The sequence below is a fragment of the Enterococcus sp. C46 genome (genome assembly GCF_040887565.1).
GTDB lineage: Bacteria > Bacillota > Bacilli > Lactobacillales > Enterococcaceae > Enterococcus_B > Enterococcus_B lactis.
The window spans coordinates 292,702-308,894 of sequence record NZ_JBFOGA010000001.1; the positions used below are offsets into that span (position 1 = coordinate 292,702).

A 16,193-nucleotide genomic window follows, 5' to 3' on the forward strand; every position below is an offset into this window, starting at 1 on the left:
GAATGCTGGAAAAATACATTGAGCGAAATATATTTAGGAAAGTGTATCTATGCGAACAATTATTTGAATTCCAAGAAATAGATATCGAACAAACAGCTATTTCACTAGGGGTGACCACACCGACGATCCTTCATGATCTAGAAAGTCTAGCCGAGTGTTTGGAATATTGCATAAAAGAAAAAATAAGAGAGAAGCATAAGTACAAACTTATATTTAAACGTGGGATCGCTCTTTCTGAGCTTACGCAATTTTTGTATGGTCAATCTTATTTTTTAAAGTTTTTAAGTTATTATTTCAAGGGCATATTCACGAGTACAGAACTGGCTGATCTTGAATTTATTTCTTTGAGCAAAGTATATACGATCAAAAAGAGCGTCTTGGATTTTTTCAAAGAAAATGATTATTTGAAAAATAAAGAAATCATTATTCCAGAATTTGATTCGCGGAATATTCTGCTAGCTTTAGTACGTTATATCAATTGGGAAGGATATGAGAGTAAAAATCCACATGTAGAAGAAGCTTGTAACGAGCTGATCGATTATGTAGAGACTCATTTTTTTAAAAGGAGATATTCGGAAGATGAAAAGTCCTTTATCATACGGGGAATAGAGATTGCAATTGGAAGAAAGACGTTTCCCCTTGAACTGAAAGAAGAAGATAAGAAAAGTGCGGAGACGAAGCCATTATTTCAATTAGTCTGTCAAGGATTGGAAGAGCAAAAAGAGATGTTACACTTACAGGAAGAAGATATCTATTATATTTTCTCTTTGTTCAATAGCAGAAATTATACCAATGAGAACATGGAGCTGTTAAGAAAAGATTTCGAAGTTGTGTATAAAAATTTTGTTCTCAATGACCTGTCACTCAATGAATTGATTTTACAGATTCTCCCAGTTGCTGAAATCGACGATGCAGACAATTTTATTTTTAAGCAATCCTTTTTACAATTTGTCCGTACGTTGTGGGCAGACGGTCAAGTATTTTTACCGGAACGAATCTATCTACTGTCAGAAAAAGAACAGCTTCTATACAGAAAAATAGTAGAAGTGCTAGACGATTGGAAAAAGAAAAACCAAATTCATCTAAGATGGAATGATAATTTCATCCGAAAATTTGTTAAGAGTCTTTCTTTGATTACCAGAGAACAGATGATACAGCAAGAGATAGAAATATTTGTTGTTTCAGAAAGTTCAGTCAAACAATTTTTTTATCGAACTCAATTTCATTTGTATGCTGAAGAAGATATGGCTGAAATAAACCCCATTCTATTTCGTTCTTTAGAAGAATTACCTGATGAATGTTTGTGTTCAAAAAAACGAGTGGTTTTATGCGATGCTGCTAGCTATCAAACTGGTTTGGAAACGGAAAAAACAAAGGTCTATCCTATCTCGTTAAAAGGCGCAAACATCCTTTTGTATCGTATTGCTCAAGAGCTTCATTTATTAAAAAAACATATTTCTTGAGGAAATCTTAAAGCAAGACAAAAATCAACTTTCTACAGAGCTTTTTAAAAGACTGTAGAAGTTTTTTTATTTGTGATCTGTTTTGTGCGAAGAACTACTTATATAACAAACTTTCTCTGAATTTTTTTAAAAATACTATTGACTTAGAGTCAACTCTAAGGAGTAGAATAGATAAAGTGTTACAAATCTATTTTCAACTAAAAAGAAGATAGTACGGAGGAGAGAATGTATAATGAGTACAGCATTACATGTATTGGATACAATCAATAGTCCAGCAGATGTCAAAAAGTTATCTGTTGAGGAAATGAAACAGCTGGCAGAAGAAATGCGCCAAAAGATCTTGCAAAAGGACAGCGATGTAGGTGGGCACGTTGGTCCGAATCTAGGTGTAGTCGAATTAACGATCGCTTTTCATTATGTATTTGATTCACCTAAGGATAAAATCGTATGGGATGTTTCCCATCAATCTTATGGTCATAAGCTGCTAACTGGTCGGAAAAATGGCTTTGAAAAAGGACATTACCATGAAGTAAGCGGGTATTCCAATCAACACGAAAGTGAACATGATTATTTTACAGTGGGTCACACATCTACATCTATCAGCTTAGCTACTGGGTTGGCTAAATCCAGAGATTTGAAGAAAGAATCAGGAAATGTGGTAGCATTTATTGGAGATGGCTCACTAAGTGGCGGCTTAGCTTTTGAAGGGCTGAACAACGGCGGCGCTTTACAGACCAATTTAATCGTATTAGTAAACGATAATGAGATGTCTATTGATGAGAACCACGGTAGCTTATATCAGAACTTAGCAGAGCTTCGTCAAACTCACGGTGAAAGCAGTAATAACCTATTTAAAGCTATGGGATTTGATTATCGCTATGTGGATGATGGAAACGACCTAGAAACGGTGATCCGTTTATTTGAAGAAGTAAAAGATATTGATCATCCAATCGTACTTCACGTACATACGGAAAAAGGCCGCGGTTATCAGCCAGCGATCGATAATAAAATGAAATATCATTGGCACGTCCCATTTGATCTGTCTACAGGAGAAGCAAAACAGGCAGCTTCTGGAGAAACATTCAATACGATCATCATGGATTATCTGGATAAAAAAGTGCAAACAAGTACAGCACCTATTGCCGCTGTCAATGCAGCAATACCAGGCGCCTTTGGACTGAAAACATTCCAAGAAAAACATCCAGATCATTATTTTGATGTGGGGATCGCCGAGCAGCATTCCATTACGTTTGCTTCTGCTTTGGCTTCTCAGGGAGTACGTCCAGTCGTCTTCCAATCAAGTACTTTCCTGCAACGGGCATATGATCAATTATCACATGATTTAGCAATCAACGAGAATCCAGTCATCATTTTAGTTGGTGGCGGAACGATCTCTGCTAGTGATCGAACACACCAAGGAACGTTTGACATTCCTTATTTATCAAGTATCCCGAATATCAAATATCTTGCTCCAGCAACAAAAGAAGATATGATCTCTATGCTAGATTGGGCTTTTGAGCAAACAGCACAGCCTGTAGCTATTCGAATCCCTATTCACGGTGTGGAACATGGTAAAGCTATCGCAAATGATTACAGTATTCCAGCCTATCAGACAGTGAATAAAGGCGAAAAAGTGGCAATTTTAGCTTTAGGTGGTTTTCTTGGACTAGGAAAAGAAACAGTGGAAGCTTTTAGAGAAAAAGGAATAGAAGCAACATTGATCAATCCAGGAACAATCACAGAAAATGATGTAGAAACATTAGATAAATTAAAAGAAGCCCATGAATTAGTCATCACATTAGAAGATGGTAGTTTATCAGGCGGATTTGGTGAAAAAATCAGTCGTTATTATGGTGATTCTTCAATGCATGTGCTGAATTTCGGTGCAAAGAAAGAATTCACAGATAGTGTTCCAACAGTTAAACTTTATGAACGTTATCATTTGACACCAAGCCAAATCGTTGAGGATAGTCTACGTGTCTTAAATATTCAATAATCCATCGTATTTTCCATCCAGATAATCGTTTATACTAGTATCTGGATGGTTTTTATTATACGAAACAAAGGAGTAGATGCTATTATGTATCAAAAAGTAGAAGAATATTTCAAAAAGTTTCAAGAAAAATATCCTAGATATCAATCAGAAGAACTAAGCTTTTTTTCATTTGGGAATACAGAAAAAATGGCAGATGAATTGAGTGGGTTAGTTGTAAAAAAAATAAAAACCGGTACATCAAGTGGATATGATCTATATAAAAAAGAGAAGGAACCTTTACCAAAAGTGGGCCAGTTAGATGTGGTTCTGAATGGAAAAAATGAACCAGTTTGTATCATCAAAAATATAAATGTGACTATCTTGCCTTTTAGTGAAATCACGGAAGAACATGCTTGGAAAGAAGGAGAAGGAGATCGAACGTTAGCCTATTGGCGGAAAGTCCATACTGACTTTTTCAAGCATGTCTACAAAGAAGCACTGAACATGGCATTTACAGAAGAGAAGCTAATCGTATATGAAGAGTTTGAAGTAATTTTCTTTTAGCAAGAAAGGCTTGCTAAAAGAAAAAGGATAGCTACTTTATTGACTCTTAGATAGAAAAGGGTTACATTTTTATAAGAAGATGTATTTCTAGAGAACGTCATTGGAGGAGATAGTGTGGATGTACTGGAAAAAATAAAAGGTGGGGTTGTCGTTTCTTGTCAAGCTTTGGAAAATGAGCCATTACACAGTTCTTTTATCATGGGGAGAATGGCTTTGGCTGCAAAAGAAGGCGGAGCAGTTGGTATTCGCGCAAATACAACAGAAGATATCAATGAAATCAAGCGAATCGTTGATTTGCCGGTAATAGGGATTATCAAAAGAGATTACGATGGGTCAGAAGTATTTATTACTGCGACAGAAAAAGAAGTGAAAGAACTTTTGGAGACGCAAGCTGAGATCATTGCACTGGATGCAACTTCTCGTAAACGTCCGACAGAAAAAACAACAGCTGAGCTTGTCCAAATGATCCACGATCACGGTCGATTAGCCATGGCAGATATTTCGACTTTTGAGGAAGCGCTTCAAGCGCAAGAAGATGGTTTTGATCTTTTGTCTACGACATTAGCAGGATATACAGAATATTCTCGAAAAACACAGGAGCCTGATTTTGATTTGTTGAATCAGATCATAGAACAAGTCAATATACCAGTAGTCATGGAAGGCCATACTGACTCTCCAGAACACGTAGAGAAAGCCTATGAATTAGGTGCTTTTTCAGTCGTGATTGGATCTATCATCACCCGTCCACAATTCATCACTAAAAGATATGTCGAAGCCGCGAATAAAGCAAAGAACTAAAAAACACGTACGGCACAGATTCTTGACAAAAAAGAAAAATTAATAGATAGTTTAAAGCAGATTCTAAGAAGAAGAGGAAAGTGTTGCTTTTCCTTTTGTCTTCGAAGATCTGCTTTTTAGCGTATTTTATAGAAAGAAGGCGAGACCATGTTTGAACGAAGTCCTTCAGAATTGACAGAACGTGAAAATTACAAGTTGCTGATTGGTTCAGTTATCCCTAGGCCGGTTGCAGTAGTAACGACTAAATCCGTAAATGATATAGTGAATATCGCACCCTTCAGTTACTTTAATATTGTCAGTTCGAATCCACCTATCCTATCCTTGGCGATCCAGAGAAAACAAGATACAGTAAAAGACACAGCAAAAAACATTCTTGAGACAAGAGAAGCGGTCATCCATATCCTTGATGAGGACAACGTAGAAGAAGCAAATAAAACAGCTGCTAATCTGCCTAATGAGGAAAGCGAACTACACTTGACTGAATTGACTTTAACGGATTCAGCAATCATTTCAGTACCAGCATTGACAGAAGCAAAAGTTCGTTTTGAGACAACCTTATATGAACATGTCGAGATACGGAATAAAAATAAAGTAACAGCTGATTTATTTTTGCTAGAAGTACAGAAATATCATTTGAATGAAACAGTTTATGATGAAAAGACGGGAAGAATCGATCCAAGAGAATTGAATGCTATAAGCCGTTTGGCAGGAAATGATTATGCAGCAATAGGAGAAATTTTCACGATCGCACGTCCCCAATAAGAAGGAGTAATAGTTATGTTAAAAATAAGTTATAAACCATCAGCAGATTCAAAAGAAATGGGAAAAGAATACGAGACAGTGAATGATTTTCTGCAAGGGCAGTATTTAGAAGTTCCGCCATTACAAGATCATTTTGTCGTCACCAAAGTTACTTTAGACGGCAAAGAAATAGGATTAACAGACCACACGATTAGCGGGTTATTCAATTACTTAAACAAATAAACATTTATTCCGAAAAGTGAAAATCATATAAAAAAACACTAAAAATAAAAAGATTATCAAGAAATCCTAGCACAATTGAACGAAACTGCGCTGGGATTCTTTTACGTTATTTGTTATTTTTTCCTAAAAAATATTAAAGATTGTTAAATTTCACTATTTCATTTCAAATTTCATTGCCTATTCATTAGGAAAAGTCTATCATGGACTCGTAAATAGAATATAGTAATAACCTTGTTAGGTGAGGCTCCTATACAAACATAGGCTATTGCCCAGAAACGTCGAAAGTCGCCAATGGGTAAAACAGAAACTGTCGGATTAAGGCTTTTTCCAATAGCTAAGAATGTTTTCTTTACGTTGTATAGTGCTAAAACTCGGACGATGAGATGATGCTAGGTCAGAATTCTTGTTCGAAAAGGTTTCTGGCCTTTTCTTTATAGTTTCAAGACTGACTTATTTGAAGAGACAAACTCGCTCCTTACCTGACAAGTGGATTACTGTGGGAGGAGGAGATGCGGTGAAAAAAAGAAAAAAGATCGATTGGTGGATTTTGGGTCCTTATTTGACTTTGTCCATGATCGGTCTTTTAGAAGTATACAGTGCTAGTTCTTATCGTTTATTGCAAGCAGATGAAAATACAAAAAGTCTATTATTGCGCCAACTGATTTTCATATTTTTGAGTTGGGGCGTAATCTTCTTAGCTCGTTCAATCAAACTGCACTATTTACTTCACCCTAAAATAGCAGGATATGGTTTAGCTTTATCGATTTTCTTTTTGATCTTAGTACGAGTAGGAATATTCGGTGTCACTGTCAATGGCGCACAACGTTGGATTTCTCTGTTTGGCATTCAATTCCAGCCTTCAGAATTAGCAAATCTTTTTCTGATTTTTTATCTAAGCTGGTTTTTTCGTGACGGAAATAATCCGCCAAAAAATCTAAAAAAACCTTTCCTGATTACAGTAAGCATAACTTTGTTGATTTTATTCCAGCCAAAGATTGCTGGAGCATTGATGATTCTTTCGATTGCGTGGGTCATTTTTTGGGCAGCAGCAGTTCCATTTAAAAAAGGAATCTATCTGATTGTTACTTTTTCTGCCTTATTGATTGGAGCAGCCGGCGGAGTATTATATTTAGGAAACAAAGGCTGGCTTCCCCAGATGTTCAATCATGCTTATGAAAGGATTGCAACTTTAAGAGATCCTTTCATAGATAGTCATGGTGCGGGCTATCAAATGACTCATTCGTTTTATGCACTATACAATGGTGGCATATGGGGGAGAGGATTAGGAAACAGTATCACAAAAAAGGGATATCTTCCAGAGACAGAAACAGATTTTATTTTTTCGATCATTACAGAAGAGCTTGGGCTAATTGGTGCATTGTGTGTACTTTTCTTATTATTCTCATTATGCATGAGAATCTTTTGTTTAAGCAGTCGTTGTAAAAATCAGCAAGCTGGATTGTTTCTTTTAGGATTCGGAACTTTGCTATTCGTTCAGACGATAATGAATGTGGGAAGTATCGCAGGGCTTATGCCAATGACTGGCGTGCCATTACCATTTGTTAGTTATGGAGGAACAAGTTATCTGATCCTTTCTTTAGGGATCGGGATCACGTTGAATATTTCTTCGAAGATACAGGCCGAAGAGTTGCCGCTCTATCGACCTGAAAAACAATAAAGAGAAACTGAGAATCTCTCAGTTTGAATTATCATAAAGGACTATCTTTTATTTTTCAAGCGAGAGATTCTTTTTAGAAAGAGGAATTCGCAATGAAAGTATTTCAAAAAATCATATTATCTGTTTTGTTACTGCTTACACTAGTAGTCGGCTTTTTTTCGATTGAATTTGTCCATGGATTTTCGTCTGCAAAACAGACCTCAACTGTAAAAAAGGTAGATCCGAAAAGTGTCCCTACCACACTAAACGTGGCTTTGATTGGTTCGGATGCCCGTTCGAAAGACGAAAATGGTCGCTCAGATTCACTTATGGTTGCACAATACGACCAGAAAACACAACAAGCAAAACTAATCTCTATCATGAGAGACTCATATGTCGATATACCAGGTTACGGAATGGATAAAATCAATGCAGCGTACTCTTACGGAGGAGTTGATTTATTGAACCAAACATTAAAGGAAAATTTCAAATTTGAAGCCCCGTATTATGCAAGTATCACATTTCAAGATTTTATCGATTGCGTCAATGAACTGTTTCCTGATGGAGTAAAGATTGATGCAGAAAAATCTTTAGATTTAGATGGCGTATATATAAAAAAAGGGAAGCAAGTAATGGATGGCAATACGTTACTGCAGTATGCTCGATTCCGTGAAGACGAAGAAGGGGACTTTGGGAGGATTAGAAGACAGCAACAAGTGATTAAAGCTATCTCTCAGCAGCTGAAAGACGTCACTTCGATATTTAAATTACCGAAAGCGGTGGGAAAACTACTTGGCAGTATCCAAACGAACCTTCCTGAGAGTGTGCTACTGGATTGCGGTATGGATTTCCTCAAAGACGATAATAAAAAGATCGATACATTATCCGTACCAGTAGACGGCAGTTGGGACTTCAACGACAATACGCCTTCCGGAAGTGTTCTGGAATTAGATTTGTCCAAAAACCAAGAAGCAATCAAAAAATTTCTGAATAATTAAGTAAAGAAAATAAAAGAAAAGAAGTTAGAAATAACAATTTATGTTATGTTCTGACTTCTTTTATTATGTTAGAATAAACAGGTATAAATAGTGAAAATAAAGGAATAACAAGCAAAAGAAGGAGGAAAAAATGAAAAGAAGTGACAAGCACGGCAAAAATCGAACAGGCGCTTATATTGCCGGCGCAGTGATTTTAATAGTAGCTGCAAGTGGCGGTTATTTTTACTACCGGCACTACCAAGAAACCCAAGCAGTAGAAGCTGGAGAAAAGACGGTTGAGCAATTTGTCCAAGCTTTAAACAAAGGAGATTATAACAAAGCTGCAGGAATGGCATCGAAAAAGGCAGCAAATAAAAGTGCATTATCTGAAAAAGAGATCTTAGAAAAATACCAAAATATATACGGTGCTGCCGATGTCAAAGGACTTGAGATATCAAATCTAAAAGTAGATAAAAAAGATGATTCTACTTATAGCTTTTCATATAAAGCAAAGATGAATACCTCATTAGGTGAATTGAAAGATCTTTCTTATAAAGGAACATTAGACAGAAATGATGGAAAAACCACGATCAACTGGCAGCCTAACTTGGTTTTTCCAGAAATGGAAGGAAATGACAAAGTAAGTCTGACCACGCAAGAAGCAACAAGAGGGAACATTTTAGATCGAAATGGGGAACCATTAGCAACAACCGGCAAACTAAAACAATTAGGAGTCGTTCCAAGCAAACTTGGGGATGGGGACGAAAAAACAGCCAATATCAAAGCCATTGCTTCTGCATTCGACTTAACAGAAGATGCTATCAATCAGGCTATTTCACAAAGCTGGGTACAACCCGATTACTTTGTCCCATTGAAAATCATTGATGGAGCAACGCCAGAACTTCCAGCTGGAGCTACCATCCAAGAAGTAGACGGCAGATATTATCCTTTGGGTGAAGCAGCTGCTCAACTGATTGGTTACGTGGGAGATATCACAGCAGAAGATATTGATAAAAATCCAGAATTAAGCAGTAATGGAAAAATCGGACGATCTGGTTTGGAAATGGCTTTTGATAAGGATCTTCGTGGGACTACAGGTGGAAAATTAAGCATCACAGATACAGACGGTGTCGAGAAAAAGGTTCTGATCGAGCATGAAGTCCAAAACGGAAAAGATATCAAATTGACAATCGATGCAAAGGCACAAAAAACAGCTTTCGACAGTCTAGGAGGAAAAGCTGGATCGACTGTTGCGACAACGCCAAAAACCGGTGATCTTCTTGCGCTTGCTAGCTCTCCAAGCTATGATCCAAACAAAATGACAAACGGGATCTCACAAGAAGACTACAAAGCTTATGAAGAAAATCCTGAACAACCATTCATCAGCCGATTTGCGACAGGTTATGCTCCTGGCTCTACGTTTAAAATGATCACAGCAGCAATCGGTCTCGACAACGGCACTATCGATCCAAATGAAGTGTTGACGATCAACGGGCTTAAATGGCAAAAAGATAGTTCTTGGGGATCGTATCAAGTAACTCGTGTTAGTGATGTGTCACAAGTAGACTTAAAAACTGCTTTGATTTATTCCGATAATATATATATGGCGCAAGAAACGTTGAAAATGGGGGAGAAGAATTTCCGTGCAGGTTTGGATAAATTCATTTTTGGTGAAGACCTTGATTTGCCAATCAGTATGAATCCAGCACAAATTTCTAATGGAGAGAGCTTTAATTCAGATATCTTGCTAGCTGATACTGGATATGGACAAGGCGAACTTCTAATTAATCCTATCCAGCAAGCAGCAATGTATTCTGTTTTTGCCAACAATGGCACACTTGTCTATCCTAAATTGATTGCAGATAAAGAGACAAAAGATAAGAAGAATGTCATCGGCGAAACAGCAGTACAAACGATCGTGCCAGATCTGAGAGAAGTTGTGCAAGATGTAAATGGTACAGCACATTCTCTTTCTGCTTTAGGGATTCCATTGGCAGCGAAAACTGGTACAGCGGAAATCAAAGAAAAACAGGATGAAAAAGGAAAAGAGAACAGTTTCTTGTTTGCTTTCAACCCTGATAACCAAGGATATATGATGGTTAGCATGTTGGAAAATAAAGAAGATGATGATTCAGCAACTAAACGAGCACCCGAACTATTACAATACCTCAACCAAAATTATCAATAAAGAACGACTTCTTAACTATAGTAAAAGGACTGTGACTGGATCGTCACAGTCCTTTTTTTCGAATACACGACAGGTTTACGACCTCTTTCTGGGTCACTCACACTTCATAAACTTTTTTTGTAAAATATTTTAGAACAAGTGGAGAAATAAGTGTACTTAATAAAATCACGATTACTAAAGGTGAATAGTACTGTGGTTCGATCAATTGACTTTGCTGTCCAATTTGCAAAATGATCAAAGCCATTTCTCCACGCGAAATCATACCAGCACCGACCATCAATGAACTATGTTGAGAAAAACCGGCAATCTGAGCACCAAAATACCCTCCAAGCAATTTGGTCAAAATCGCTACAAGCGTCAATATAGAAATAAAGAGCAGCTGCTCACCAAAGTCAGAAAAATCAACTTCTAATCCTACACTGACAAAAAATACTGGTATAAATACTGCATATCCTAAAGCTTCAACATTGTGGTATACTTCTTCTTTGACCTTTGTCTGACTGACTGCTATCCCAGCAAAAAAGGCACCAATGACAGAACTAAGACCTACAAGATCCGCTACGTAAGACATACCTAAACAAATAACTAGCGATACGATGATAATAGAAGAATTTGCGTACACTTTTTCTGCAAATGAAAGCAAGAAGGGGGCAATCCATTTGACTAATAAGAAAATAAAAACAAAGTAAACGAGCTGTTCAATCAAAACAAGCGGTAAAGAAGCATTGCTAGAAGCTTCTCCAGTGAGAAAAGATAGACTGAAACTTAGGACTAAAACGACTAAAATGTCATCTACAACAGAAGCACCTAAAATAGTTGAGCCTTCTTTCGTATTCACCACGTTTAGTTCCTTTAATACTTCAACTGAAATACTGACAGAAGTTGCTGCAAGAATAATCCCAAAGAAAATCGCTTCATTTCCCGAAACTTGGAATGCTTCGCCTGTTAGCCAACCAAAAACAACAGGGAAGATGATTCCGAGTAAAGCAACGAACATGCCTGGTCGGAAATATTTTTTCAAAAGAGATAAATCACTTTCCAGACCAGCTAAAAACATCAATAAGATTACACCAATCTCCGAGAAGTCATGGACTAGAATATCCGGTTTGACCCAATTCAATCCAGCTTGTCCTAGCAAAACACCAACAAGTAATTGTCCGATTACTGCTGGAATACCTAATCTCCTAGAGATATGTGAGCCAATCGTTGTTGAAATCAATATCAGGCATAAAATACCAATAAATTCCATTCTCATCATTCCTTTGTATAAAATATAGCCCGAACTTAGCATAACATATATTATTGAAAAAATAGGAAAATATACTCATAAAAAAAACAACAAACCAAAAGTATTTTTTGGTTTGTTGGTTTTTAAACAGTCTATTTTAATAACTAAAAACGATTAACGTATAGTCATTTTTCTTACTCTGATAAAATTGATGATTTCCTGGATGCCCATGAAAATCAAGATGAAACCGAATATTTGAAATAGAACCATCAAGCTTTTGAATGGATTAAACAATAAGACGAATCCGCCAATCAACAACAGAATACTATAAACACTCCAACTTTTAGCTTTTGTATTCATGCTGAAGAACAACTGGAACAAGCTGTTGATGATAACAGCTAATCCAAGAAGAATCGGCAGGATAGAAACGATTGCAGGTGCAAAAGCATAAACGATCAGCGCACAGATCAGGAAAAAAAGACCACTAAACAGACCGATACTCCAAGAACCTGTTTTCCTTTTAAAACGGTAAGCCTCAAAAAGATTCAACACCCCAAGCAAAACAAGATAGGCAGTGATCAGATAACCGATAAAATGAAAAACAGCAGAAGGGTTTAGCGCAATCGCAATCCCAGAAATAATATAAACAGCAGCTCTTAATAAGGCATATTTTTGAATATTTTGTTTAATCGTCTCAAACATATAAGAAAACCTCCTTTGACTTATTTTAACGTGAACTAGTCATTTTACCAAATCAAACGTTACAAAACGAGTGAAGGAGAAGAGCTTCTTAAGAAAGATCATTTTCTGAGGATCTTTTCCATTTTTTTGCCTTTTGCTAGCTCATCGATCATTTTATCTAAATAACGAATTTCTTTCATCAAGTTATCCTCGATGTTTTCTACTCGCACACCACAAACAACACCTGTAATCAAAGAACGAGAAGGATTGGGGGCAGGGGCTTCCGCAAAAAATTGTTCGAAAGTCACTTGTTTTTGTAGTTGCTCTTCTAGTTCTGTTTGGGAATAACCTGTCAGCCAGCAAATGATTTCATCTACTTCCTCTTTTGTACGATCTTTTCTCTCTGCTTTTGCTACATACATAGGATAAACGCTTGCAAAACTTGTCTTAAAAATACGATTTTGCGCCATAATCAGTCACCTTTCTTCTCTCAAACTATTTACTACTTATAGTATATAAGAAAAAGAGAAGAAAAAGTGATTATTCAAAAAAAAGACAAGAAGGATTGTGACAAAATTCTTATCACAATCCTTTTTTTCGAATAAACGGTGTTCTCATGCCTACTCCTCAGCCACAAGTCACAATATTCAACAAACATGAGAAACTGTTTATTGAAATTGTTCCTTGTGACTCGGAGCTGAACGGCAGGCTCACAACCTCTATCTGTCTTTTGTACAATCTTTATAGTTCAAGTGCGCATCAGATAATCGAATGCTCCTAAAGCTGCCGTAGCTCCTGAACCCATTGAAACGATGATTTGTTTGTATGGACTATCTGTACAATCACCAGCTGCGAAAACGCCGGGGATATTCGTTGCACCATTTTTCTCGGTCACTATTTCATTTCTTGGGTTCATTTCGATCGTTCCATCTAGCCAATCCGTATTAGGGAGTAAGCCGACTAGAATGAATACTCCTGAAACAGCTAGCGTATGCATCTCCATCGTACGGCGATCGATATAGGAGAGAGATTCTACCTGATTCGTACCGATGATTTCTTTCGTCGCTGCATGTTTGATAACAGTGACATTCGCAAGAGAGACTAGTTTATCCTGTAAGATTTGATCTGCTTTTAATTCTGGTAAGAATTCTAGAACATATACATGTTTTGCTAACCCAGCCAAATCAATTGCTGCTTCAACACCAGAATTACCACCGCCGATAACAGCAATCTCTTTTCCTTTAAATAGAGGACCGTCACAGTGTGGACAATAAGCAATTCCTTTATTTTTAAACTCTTTTTCGCCCGGTACATTGATAGAACGCCAGTGCGCACCTGTCGCAATAATTGCAGTTTTTGCTTGAAGTGATATACCGTTAGCCAAGCCGATATTGATAAAATCTTGCTCTTTATTTAAGGAAACAGCCTCTTGATTGATCATAATATCGATAGGGTAACTGCGCACATGATTTTCTACTTGCTGCATTAATTTTGGCCCTTCTGTGTAAGGGGTACCAATCATGTTTTCAATTCCCAGTGTTTCAACGACTTGTCCACCGAAGGAGTCAGCAACAATCCCTGTGCGGATACCTTTACGTGCTGCATAGATAGCTGCACTACTAGCTGCTGGTCCGCCACCGACCACTAATACATCATAAGGTTTTTTTTCAAATAATTCTTCTTCAACCAAAGGACCAGTGATTTTTTCAACGATTTGTTCGATCGTCATGCGTCCGCTACTAAATTCTTCACCATTTAAAAACACTGTTGGCACTGCCATGATTTGTTTATCATCAATTTCTTTTTGGAACATACCGCCTTCAATCATCGTATGAGTAATATTTGGATTTAATACAGCTAATATATTCAATGCCTGTACAACGTCGGGGCAATTGTGACAAGTCAAGCTGACATAACTGTCAAAATGCAGCTTTTGTTTGATTTGTTTGATTTTGAGACTCAAAGACTCACTGATTTTTGGTGCCCGTCCACTAATTTGTAACAGTGCTAGTAAAAAAGAAGCAAATTCATGACCGAGGGGGATACCAGCAAAAATAATTCCACTTTCTTTGCCAAGAGGGCTGATAGAAAAACTAGGTGTCCACATCAACTCTTTTTTTTCCCAAGAGATTTTAGGAGACATTTCTGATATTTCCTTCGTAAATTCTGCTAATTTTTGACTATTTTCACTAGTATCCAAACTAACAGAAAAAACAATAGGAGATTCAATCAGTGCTAAATATTGTTCGAGGTTTTGTTTAGTTTCTTTATCTAACATGTTGACCACCTAAATTTTTCCAACAAGATCAAAACTTGGTTTCAATGTTTCGCCACTTTCTTTCCATTTTGCCGGACAAACTTCACCTGGGTGGGTACGTACATATTGGGCAACCCGTATCTTATCAATCAGTGCACTAGCATCACGACCCATTCCATCTGCATTGATTTCCATAGCTTGAACGATGCCGTCTGGATCAATAATAAATGTTCCTCGTTGAGCTAATCCTTGTTCTTCATCCAACACATCAAAAATACGAGAAATCCGATGCGAAGGATCGCCAATCATCGTGTATTCGATTTTACCGATAGCATCTGATGTATCATGCCATGCTTTGTGAGTAAAATGGGTATCTGTAGAGCAAGAAAAGACTTCAACACCCAAAGATTTCAAGGTGCTATATTGTTCTTGTAAGTCTTCTAGTTCAGTGGGGCAAACAAAAGTGAAATCTGCTGGGTAGAAACATAGGATGCTCCAATTCCCCATAAGGTCTTTCTCGCTAATTTCTAAAAATTCTCCTTGATGATAAGCTTGAGCGTTAAATTCTTCGATTTTTTTCCCAATCAATGACATAGTAAAACCTCCAATAATAATTATTTATTTATAATGATTGTAATTTAGTTGGAGTTAGAAAGTCAATGAATATTTTGTTATTTAATAAAGATTACTCAAAAACGCTGGTTAATTATAAAATGGAAGAGGCATAAGAAAATACAACTACTTGAAATACTCAGGATAACGTTGAGTGACAGTTTCTTGTTCTTTCAGCATCATGTGCAAGTACAATCCCGTTTGAAAACGAGCTTCTTCTGGTTTTTTATCGACTAATGCTCTGAATAAATCTTCATGTTGTTCCATGATCGTTTCCCATGGAAGCCCTTGTATGGTCACTCTTAACCAACGAAAACGTTCTAAATGGGTATTGTGGTCATCTAACCAGTTCCAAACTTCTTTTCTGCCGGCAATTTCGAAACAAGCTTCATGAAATAAATTATCTGCACGAAAAAACGCACGTTCATCCTTTATTTGGGCTGCTTTTTCTTGTTCTTTTAAAATCGTTTCTAACACTATTCGTGTTTGATGGTCCAATTTGGAACAGCATTCAATCATGATTTGCTGTTCTAATTGTTCTCGAACAAATCGAGCATTTTCTGCAGAATAGAGATTGATTCTTGAAACATACGTACCACTTTGAGGAACTGTGTACACGAGTTCTTGCTGACGTAGTTGAATCAATGCTTCGCGAATGGGGGTCCGGCCGATAGAAAGATGTTCCTCCAGCGCTTTTTCAGATATTTTTCTTCCAGGTTCTAGGTCCGCATAGATGATTTGTTTACGAATCGCTTGGTAAGCTTGAGATTGCAAGCTACTTTTCATTTTTATACCTCCAAAATCATTTC

General features: G+C 37.0%; 15 protein-coding genes and 1 riboswitch. Of the genes, 9 read left to right on the top strand and 6 right to left on the bottom strand.

What is annotated here, in order from left to right; all coding sequences use genetic code 11:
• Positions 1-2 precede the first annotated feature (2 nt).
• From AB3I27_RS01480 to AB3I27_RS01520, 9 genes are all read left to right on the top strand, one after another.
• Positions 3-1,463 (top strand): hypothetical protein, encoded by a 1,461-nt coding sequence (locus AB3I27_RS01480; protein ID WP_104760169.1) that lies wholly within the window; start codon positions 3-5, stop codon positions 1,461-1,463.
• Positions 1,464-1,695: 232 nt separating this feature from the next.
• Entirely contained in the window at positions 1,696-3,459 is a 1,764-nt protein-coding gene (locus tag AB3I27_RS01485; protein ID WP_002309181.1) for a 1-deoxy-D-xylulose-5-phosphate synthase, read from the top strand.
• Positions 3,460-3,543: 84 nt separating this feature from the next.
• On the top strand, positions 3,544-4,002 hold the full coding sequence (locus AB3I27_RS01490; RefSeq protein WP_325907976.1) for an ASCH domain-containing protein: 459 nt from the start codon (positions 3,544-3,546) through the stop codon (positions 4,000-4,002).
• A gap of 114 nt (positions 4,003-4,116) precedes the next feature.
• Complete coding sequence (locus AB3I27_RS01495) at positions 4,117-4,800, top strand: N-acetylmannosamine-6-phosphate 2-epimerase (protein WP_002316285.1); 684 nt, start codon at positions 4,117-4,119, stop codon at positions 4,798-4,800.
• 147 nt (positions 4,801-4,947) lie between these two features.
• Positions 4,948-5,562, top strand: coding sequence for a flavin reductase family protein (locus tag AB3I27_RS01500; protein ID WP_002306657.1), 615 nt, complete (start codon positions 4,948-4,950; stop codon positions 5,560-5,562).
• Between the two features lie 15 nt (positions 5,563-5,577).
• Positions 5,578-5,784, top strand: coding sequence for a hypothetical protein (locus AB3I27_RS01505; RefSeq protein ID WP_002309183.1), 207 nt, complete (start codon positions 5,578-5,580; stop codon positions 5,782-5,784).
• A 223-nt stretch (positions 5,785-6,007) separates the two neighbouring features.
• A riboswitch (M-box (ykoK) riboswitch) is annotated at positions 6,008-6,174 on the top strand.
• A 124-nt stretch (positions 6,175-6,298) separates the two neighbouring features.
• A complete protein-coding gene (locus tag AB3I27_RS01510) occupies positions 6,299-7,462 on the top strand; it encodes an FtsW/RodA/SpoVE family cell cycle protein (RefSeq protein ID WP_002329236.1) in 1,164 nt (387 codons plus the stop codon).
• Between the two features lie 92 nt (positions 7,463-7,554).
• Entirely contained in the window at positions 7,555-8,439 is an 885-nt protein-coding gene (locus AB3I27_RS01515; protein WP_368022890.1) for an LCP family protein, read from the top strand.
• Between the two features lie 130 nt (positions 8,440-8,569).
• On the top strand, positions 8,570-10,606 hold the full coding sequence (locus tag AB3I27_RS01520) for a penicillin-binding transpeptidase domain-containing protein (RefSeq protein WP_104760168.1): 2,037 nt from the start codon (positions 8,570-8,572) through the stop codon (positions 10,604-10,606).
• Positions 10,607-10,703: 97 nt separating this feature from the next.
• On the opposite strand, the gene AB3I27_RS01525 is transcribed toward AB3I27_RS01520, so the two are convergent.
• From AB3I27_RS01525 to AB3I27_RS01550, 6 genes are all read right to left on the bottom strand, one after another.
• Positions 10,704-11,855 carry a cation:proton antiporter gene (locus AB3I27_RS01525; RefSeq protein WP_002319954.1) on the bottom strand — a complete coding sequence of 384 codons (1,152 nt, stop codon included), beginning with the start codon at positions 11,853-11,855 and terminating at the stop codon, positions 10,704-10,706.
• Positions 11,856-12,008: 153 nt separating this feature from the next.
• The gene (locus AB3I27_RS01530) at positions 12,009-12,536 is read right to left on the bottom strand and encodes an HdeD family acid-resistance protein (RefSeq protein WP_002309191.1); all 528 of its coding nucleotides are present in this window, start codon (positions 12,534-12,536) and stop codon (positions 12,009-12,011) included.
• A gap of 98 nt (positions 12,537-12,634) precedes the next feature.
• The gene (locus AB3I27_RS01535; protein WP_002309193.1) at positions 12,635-12,985 is read right to left on the bottom strand and encodes a DUF2200 domain-containing protein; all 351 of its coding nucleotides are present in this window, start codon (positions 12,983-12,985) and stop codon (positions 12,635-12,637) included.
• A gap of 278 nt (positions 12,986-13,263) precedes the next feature.
• Positions 13,264-14,793 carry an alkyl hydroperoxide reductase subunit F gene (ahpF, locus tag AB3I27_RS01540; RefSeq protein WP_104760166.1) on the bottom strand — a complete coding sequence of 510 codons (1,530 nt, stop codon included), beginning with the start codon at positions 14,791-14,793 and terminating at the stop codon, positions 13,264-13,266.
• Positions 14,794-14,802: 9 nt separating this feature from the next.
• Positions 14,803-15,366 carry an alkyl hydroperoxide reductase subunit C gene (gene ahpC, locus AB3I27_RS01545; protein ID WP_104760165.1) on the bottom strand — a complete coding sequence of 188 codons (564 nt, stop codon included), beginning with the start codon at positions 15,364-15,366 and terminating at the stop codon, positions 14,803-14,805.
• 144 nt (positions 15,367-15,510) lie between these two features.
• Entirely contained in the window at positions 15,511-16,170 is a 660-nt protein-coding gene (locus AB3I27_RS01550; protein WP_104760164.1) for a GntR family transcriptional regulator, read from the bottom strand.
• Between the last annotated feature and the right edge of the window lie 23 nt (positions 16,171-16,193).

What these genes read in the sequence shown, in the direction of transcription:
- AB3I27_RS01500 (WP_002306657.1), top strand. Translation starts at nt 4,948, where the DNA reads ATGTTTGAACGAAGTCCTTCAGAATTGACAGAACGTGAAAATTACAAG.
- AB3I27_RS01480 (WP_104760169.1), top strand. Translation starts at nt 3, where the DNA reads ATGCTGGAAAAATACATTGAGCGAAATATATTTAGGAAAGTGTATCTA.
- AB3I27_RS01505 (WP_002309183.1), top strand. Translation starts at nt 5,578, where the DNA reads ATGTTAAAAATAAGTTATAAACCATCAGCAGATTCAAAAGAAATGGGA.
- ahpC (WP_104760165.1), bottom strand. Translation starts at nt 15,366, where the DNA reads ATGTCATTGATTGGGAAAAAAATCGAAGAATTTAACGCTCAAGCTTAT.
- AB3I27_RS01520 (WP_104760168.1), top strand. Translation starts at nt 8,570, where the DNA reads ATGAAAAGAAGTGACAAGCACGGCAAAAATCGAACAGGCGCTTATATT.
- AB3I27_RS01535 (WP_002309193.1), bottom strand. Translation starts at nt 12,985, where the DNA reads ATGGCGCAAAATCGTATTTTTAAGACAAGTTTTGCAAGCGTTTATCCT.
- AB3I27_RS01525 (WP_002319954.1), bottom strand. Translation starts at nt 11,855, where the DNA reads ATGGAATTTATTGGTATTTTATGCCTGATATTGATTTCAACAACGATT.
- ahpF (WP_104760166.1), bottom strand. Translation starts at nt 14,793, where the DNA reads ATGTTAGATAAAGAAACTAAACAAAACCTCGAACAATATTTAGCACTG.
- AB3I27_RS01530 (WP_002309191.1), bottom strand. Translation starts at nt 12,536, where the DNA reads ATGTTTGAGACGATTAAACAAAATATTCAAAAATATGCCTTATTAAGA.
- AB3I27_RS01550 (WP_104760164.1), bottom strand. Translation starts at nt 16,170, where the DNA reads ATGAAAAGTAGCTTGCAATCTCAAGCTTACCAAGCGATTCGTAAACAA.
- AB3I27_RS01490 (WP_325907976.1), top strand. Translation starts at nt 3,544, where the DNA reads ATGTATCAAAAAGTAGAAGAATATTTCAAAAAGTTTCAAGAAAAATAT.
- AB3I27_RS01515 (WP_368022890.1), top strand. Translation starts at nt 7,555, where the DNA reads ATGAAAGTATTTCAAAAAATCATATTATCTGTTTTGTTACTGCTTACA.
- AB3I27_RS01485 (WP_002309181.1), top strand. Translation starts at nt 1,696, where the DNA reads ATGAGTACAGCATTACATGTATTGGATACAATCAATAGTCCAGCAGAT.